General features: G+C 74.8%; 6 protein-coding genes. 2 read left to right on the forward strand and 4 right to left on the reverse strand.

The window, feature by feature from the left end; all coding sequences use genetic code 11:
* Both ACFV2S_RS36895 and ACFV2S_RS36900 read right to left on the reverse strand, forming a co-directional pair.
* Window positions 1–557: TerD family protein (locus tag ACFV2S_RS36895; protein ID WP_385570379.1), on the reverse strand; the 557-nt coding region annotated here is incomplete at its 3' end.
* Window positions 558–702: 145 nt separating this feature from the next.
* Window positions 703–1278, reverse strand: a complete 576-nt coding sequence (locus tag ACFV2S_RS36900; protein ID WP_383801225.1) for a M48 family metallopeptidase — start codon at window positions 1276–1278, stop codon at window positions 703–705.
* A 218-nt stretch (window positions 1279–1496) separates the two neighbouring features.
* On the opposite strand from ACFV2S_RS36900, the gene ACFV2S_RS36905 reads away from it, so the two are divergent.
* On the forward strand, window positions 1497–2648 hold the full coding sequence (locus ACFV2S_RS36905; protein ID WP_385570385.1) for a TOMM precursor leader peptide-binding protein: 1152 nt from the start codon (window positions 1497–1499) through the stop codon (window positions 2646–2648).
* A gap of 41 nt (window positions 2649–2689) precedes the next feature.
* The gene (locus ACFV2S_RS36910; RefSeq protein ID WP_385570390.1) at window positions 2690–4129 is read left to right on the forward strand and encodes an AarF/UbiB family protein; all 1440 of its coding nucleotides are present in this window, start codon (window positions 2690–2692) and stop codon (window positions 4127–4129) included.
* Here the strand turns inward: ACFV2S_RS36910 and ACFV2S_RS36915 are convergent.
* Window positions 4126–4794: a class I SAM-dependent methyltransferase gene (locus tag ACFV2S_RS36915; RefSeq protein ID WP_385570395.1), complete on the reverse strand. Its 669-nt coding sequence runs from the start codon at window positions 4792–4794 to the stop codon at window positions 4126–4128. The genes ACFV2S_RS36910 and ACFV2S_RS36915 overlap by 4 nt on opposite strands.
* Before the next feature lie 28 nt (window positions 4795–4822).
* Window positions 4823–5005 carry a hypothetical protein gene (locus ACFV2S_RS36920; protein WP_383801236.1) on the reverse strand — a complete coding sequence of 61 codons (183 nt, stop codon included), beginning with the start codon at window positions 5003–5005 and terminating at the stop codon, window positions 4823–4825.
* Window positions 5006–5154: the final 149 nt, after the last annotated feature.

Below are 5154 nucleotides of genomic sequence, written 5' to 3' on the forward strand. Positions count from 1 at the left end.
GCCTGCTGCTGCGGGGCCGCGGGCTCGTCCTCGGCGACCTCGCCGCCGAAGTTCCGCAGGAGTGCCTCCAGGCCTCCGTCGAAGCCCTGGCCGACGGCGGCGAACCGCCACACGTCCTTGAGGTAGAAGTCGCCGAGCATCACCGCGCGCTCGGTGGAGAACTCGGCGCCGGTGAACGCGTAGCGCGCGACCTCCTCGCCGCCCGCCACGATCCGCAGGTGGCCGGGGCCGACCTGGGACATCTGGCCGGCGCCGTCGATCGTCGCGGTGAACGACAGCTTGTGGATGTTCGCGGGGATGCGGTCGAGGGTGACACGGAAGGACTCGGTGTCGCCGGACTGCGCTCCGAGCAGCTGGATGGACTCCTCGGGCGACTTCGGCTGGTTGAAGAAGACGAAGTAGCGGTCGTCGGAGAGCCGCTCGTCCGCGTCGAGTCCGAAGCAGCTGATGTCGAAAGTCAGTCCGGGCGCCGCGATCTGCACACCGACGTACAGATCGGTCCCCGCGGTCAGATCACTGATCTTGGCCTTGTGGCCGCGTTGGAATTCCCTGGCCATGCGTAACGACCGTCCCCCATCCCGAATGGCGAATGCTCGCGCCAGGCTAACCGCTGGGCACGACATTGAGACAGGCCAGGTCGTTTTCGGTACGGAATCGGGAAACCGGGGCTCCCTCCCGGGGCGGCGCCGTGGGGCGGCGCCGTCAGTCCTCGCCGGCCGCCGGAAGGTGCGGCAGGCGCCCGGCGGCGGCCACGCCCTCCAGATAGCCGCGGGCCCGCTCGGTGCGGGGGTAGGCCTCCAGGAGCTGCCAGAACCGCGGGCCGTGCCCGGGGACGAGGAGATGGGCCAGCTCGTGCAGGAGGACGTAGTCGACGACGTACTCGGGCATGCCCTGGAGCCGGTGGGAGAGGCGGATGCTGCCCTCGGAGGGGGTGCAGGAGCCCCAGCGGGTGTTCTGGTTGGTCACCCAGCGGACGGAGCCTGGGCGGGCCCGGCCGCCGAAGTACTGCTCCGAGAGCCGCAGCGCCCGCTCGGTGAGCTCCCGGTCGCCGAGGACGCTCCGGCTCTCCTGGGCGGCGAGCTTGTCGAGCATGACGCCGACCCAGCGGCGCTCCTCCGCCTCCGACATGCGGGCCGGGATGAGCACGATGGTCCGGTCGCCCTCGCGGTAGGCCGAGACGGTTCTCCTGCGCCGTGGGCTTCTGCGGACCTCGACCGCACTCGTTCCCGCCCCGCGGGGCGGTTCGCTGGTCACGCTGCGCTGTGGGTCGGCGGGCACGGCCCCGACGTTACCCGCTGGCGGCGCGGGAAGTCCCGCCTCCCGAGTGGTTTCGGGAACGATCCGACCCCACCGCGCTCCATTCGAATGACTAATCCCCTGGCCTGTGGACAACTTTCCGCGGCCGTCACGGCGGCGGGGCATTCTCACTCCAGGACGGCGGAATGCCGTTGTCGATCATGAATGCGGTCCAGCGGACGACGGACGGGGGCGGGGAAATGCATCCGATGGTGAAACCGGCACTGCGGCGGGCATGGCGGAGTCTGCGGTGCGTCCAGTTCGGCGTCGCCCCCGCGCACGCGGTGGTGCTCGGCCCGGTCGACCGGGCGACGGGAGCGGTGCTCGGACTGCTCGACGGCACGCGCGGGACCGCGATGCTGCGGGCCGAGGCACGGGCGCTCGGCCTTCCGGACGGACGCCTGGACGCGCTCCTGGGCAGACTGGAGTCGGCCGGGCTCCTCACGGACGCCGCGACCGGGCGGCCGGGGAAGGCGGGTCCCGCCGCGGGCGCGGTGGACGTGGCGCTCGATCCGCTCCGCGCGGACCTGGCCTCCCTCTCCGTGGTCCACCCCGAGCCGGAGCGGGCGGCCGGGACCCTGGCGGCCCGCCGGGCCCTGCGGGTCCGGGTCCTGGGTGCGGGCCGGGTCGGGTCGACGGTGGCGGCGCTGCTCGCGGCGGCCGGCGTGGGCTCGGTGGACGTCCTCGACGCGGGCCGGGTGGAGCCCTGGGAGACGGCCCCCGGCGGCCTGCCGCCCGAGTCCGCGGGCGAGCGCCGGGCGACCGCGGTCCGCCGCCTGGTGGGCCGCTGGGCCCGGGAGCCCGGCCGCGCCCGGCGCCCGGGCGGACCGGGCGAAGGCTTCGGCGGGCCCGGGTTGTCACTCGTCGTGGTGACACCGCGGGACGGGCTCGGCGCGTACGTCCCCGATCCGCTCCCCGCCGAGCCGTGGCTCTCCACGGGCACCCCCCATCTGTACGCCGGTGTCCTGGAGGCGACCGGGGTGGTCGGTCCGCTCGTGCTGCCCGGCGCCACGGCCTGCGCGCGGTGTCTCCAGGAGGAGCGGACGGACCGGGACCCGGTGGCGCCCCGGATGCTGGCCCAGTGGCGGTCGGGTGCCCCGCACCCGCTGCCGGCCTGCGACGTGGGGCTCGCCACGGCGGTGGCCGGCCTGGCCGCCGCGCACGCGCTGGCCTTCCTGGACGGGGACCCCCCGGCGAGCACGGGCACCCGCTGGGAGGTGTCCCTGCCGCTGCTCGCGTGGCGGGCGGAACCGCTGAGACCCCACCCGGCCTGCCCCTGCGGCGCGGCGCGGGCAGGAGAGGGGGAGCGCGCCTCGGCGGCGAGGGAGGCGCACGACACAATGGCGGAGTAACGGCCCTGCGCGGCACGGCAGGCTGGGATTTGGAGGGGCGTATGTCTGATCTTCCCCGGAAGGCGGTCACCCGGACCGCCAAGTTGGCCGCGTTGCCGCTGGGCTTCGCGGGCCGGGCCACCTGGGGCCTGGGCAAGCGGATCGGCGGCAGATCGGCGGAGCTCGTCGCCCGCGAGCTCCAGCAGCGCACGGCCGAGCAGCTGTTCAAGGTCCTCGGTGAGCTCAAGGGCGGGGCCATGAAGTTCGGACAGGCGCTGTCCGTCTTCGAGTCGGCCCTTCCCGAGGAGGTCGCCGGGCCCTACCGGGCGGCGCTGACGAAGCTTCAGGACGCGGCCCCGCCGATGCCGACGCGCACGGTGCACGCGGTCCTGGAGGAGCGGCTCGGGTCCGACTGGCGTGAGCTGTTCCTGGAGTTCGAGGACAAGCCGGCGGCGGCCGCCTCGATCGGGCAGGTACACCGGGCCGTGTGGCACGACGGGCGCGAGGTCGCGGTGAAGGTGCAGTACCCGGGCGCCGGGGAGGCACTGCTCTCGGACCTGACGCAGCTGAGCCGGTTCGCCCGGCTGCTCGGGCCCCTCGTCCCGGGCATGGACATCAAGCCGCTGATCGCCGAGATGCGGGACAGGGTGTCCGAGGAGCTGGACTACGCCCTGGAGGCGGAGGCGCAGCGGATCCACGCGGAGGAGTTCGCGGACGACCCCGGCGTGGTGGTGCCCGCGGTGGTGCACCAGTCGGAGCAGATCCTGGTGACCGAGTGGATGGACGGGGTCCCGCTCGCCGAGGTCATCGCGGACGGCACCGAGGCCCAGCGGGACCGGGCCGGACAGCTGCTGGCCCGCTTCCTCTTCTCCGGGCCCGCGCGCACGGGTCTGCTGCACGCCGATCCGCACCCGGGGAACTTCCGGCTGCTGCCCGGCGCGGACGAGGAGCAGGGTCCGGAGGGCTGGCGGCTCGGTGTCCTCGACTTCGGCACCGTGGACCGGCTGCCCGGCGGGCTGCCGGAGACGATCGGCACCTGCCTGCGGATGACCGTCGCCGGCGAGGCCGAGACGGTCTACGGGCTGCTGTGCGCGGAGGGCTTCGTCAAGGACTCCGTGGCGCTGGACCCGGACGCGGTCCTGGAGTACCTGCTGCCGATCATCGAGCCGGCCGAGGCGGAGGAGTTCGTCTTCACGCGCGGCTGGATGCGCGCCCAGGCGGCCCGGATCGCGGACCCCCGCTCCCCCGCCCACCAGTTGGGCAAGCGGTTGAACCTGCCGCCCTCGTACCTGCTGATACACCGGGTGACGCTGAGCACGATCGGGGTGCTGTGCCAGTTGAACGCGAGGGTGCGGCTGCGGGACGAGCTCGCCGACTGGCTGCCGGGGTTCGAGGGGCCGGATCCCGCCGAGGCCGATCCCGCCCAACCCGATCCCGCCGAGGCGGATCCAGCCCAGCCCGATACCGCCGAGGCGGATCCCGCCCGGCCCGATCCCGTCTAGGCCGTGGGCGGCTTGCGCCAGACGAGGGTGTAGCGCCAGAAGAGGCGGCGGCGGATCCGGGCGCCGGGCAGGATCCGCGCGGCGACCAGGGCGATCTCGGCCAGGGTCTCCTCGGCGTCGCGGGTCGCCGCGGTCATCGCCACGGGCCGGGGCGCCGGGCGGCCCCGGTTCCTGAGCCAGCCGGTGGCGGCGTTGAGGGGGATCGAGAGCAGCCCGAGGAAGTGGTCCGCCGGCGTGTCGGGGCGGGACAGGCCGAGCACGACGAGGGTCCCGCCGGGGGCGAGCCGCTCCCGGAAGCGTGCGAGGGCCGGGGCGAGCGGCAGGTGGTGCAGCGTCGCGAGGCAGGTGACGGCGGTGTGGACGCCGTCGTCCCCGGTGTCCACGAGGGCGTCCTCGACGGCGAAGGCCACCGGGGCGGCCGGGGCGGTCAGCTCCCGGGCGCGGGCGACGATCGCCGGGTCGGCGTCGACGGCGCGGACCGCCGTGGCCCGGGTGGCGAGCAGCCGGGCGAGGTCGCCGCTGCCGCAGCCGACGTCCAGGGCCCGGTCGAGGCGGCGGGGCAGCTGCCTGAGGATCCACCGGTGGTAGTGGGCGTTGTGGTCCCAGGGGTGGGCGGTGTTGAACCGTTCGAGTGCGCGCAGGGCGCGATCGAGGAGGACTGCCATCGGGGCAGTCCATCACGGGCGGTGCCGCTCACCACCAGGAGGAGTCGAGGCGTCCTTCGATGGCCCTGATGTTGGCGCGGGCGCACTCCTCGCAGAAGTACTCCCGGCGGCCGTTCTCGACGGAGCAGGTCCAGGTCATCGGGAGCGGGTCGGCGGTCCTGCCGCAGCGCGCGCAGGTGACGGGCTCCTCGGGGGCGCGGGCGTCGTTCACCCTGGTCACGATAGTCCGGCGCGGGGTCCCGTCGAGGGCAACGCACCGCGGGGGGGGGGGGGGGCCGGGCGGGCCCCCCCCCCCCCCGGCGCGGGGGGGGGGGGCGGGCGCCCCCCCCCCTGGGCCCGGGGCGAGACCCAGCCCAGCGC

Origin of the sequence: Streptomyces sp. NPDC059695 (genome assembly GCF_042733785.1) — a bacterium.
GTDB lineage: Bacteria > Actinomycetota > Actinomycetes > Streptomycetales > Streptomycetaceae > Streptomyces.

Bases quoted from the DNA above. Each gene is read 5' to 3' on its own strand.
- ACFV2S_RS36905 (WP_385570385.1), top strand. From the start codon at position 1,497: ATGCATCCGATGGTGAAACCGGCACTGCGGCGGGCATGGCGGAGTCTG.
- ACFV2S_RS36910 (WP_385570390.1), top strand. From the start codon at position 2,690: ATGTCTGATCTTCCCCGGAAGGCGGTCACCCGGACCGCCAAGTTGGCC.
- ACFV2S_RS36915 (WP_385570395.1), bottom strand. From the start codon at position 4,794: ATGGCAGTCCTCCTCGATCGCGCCCTGCGCGCACTCGAACGGTTCAAC.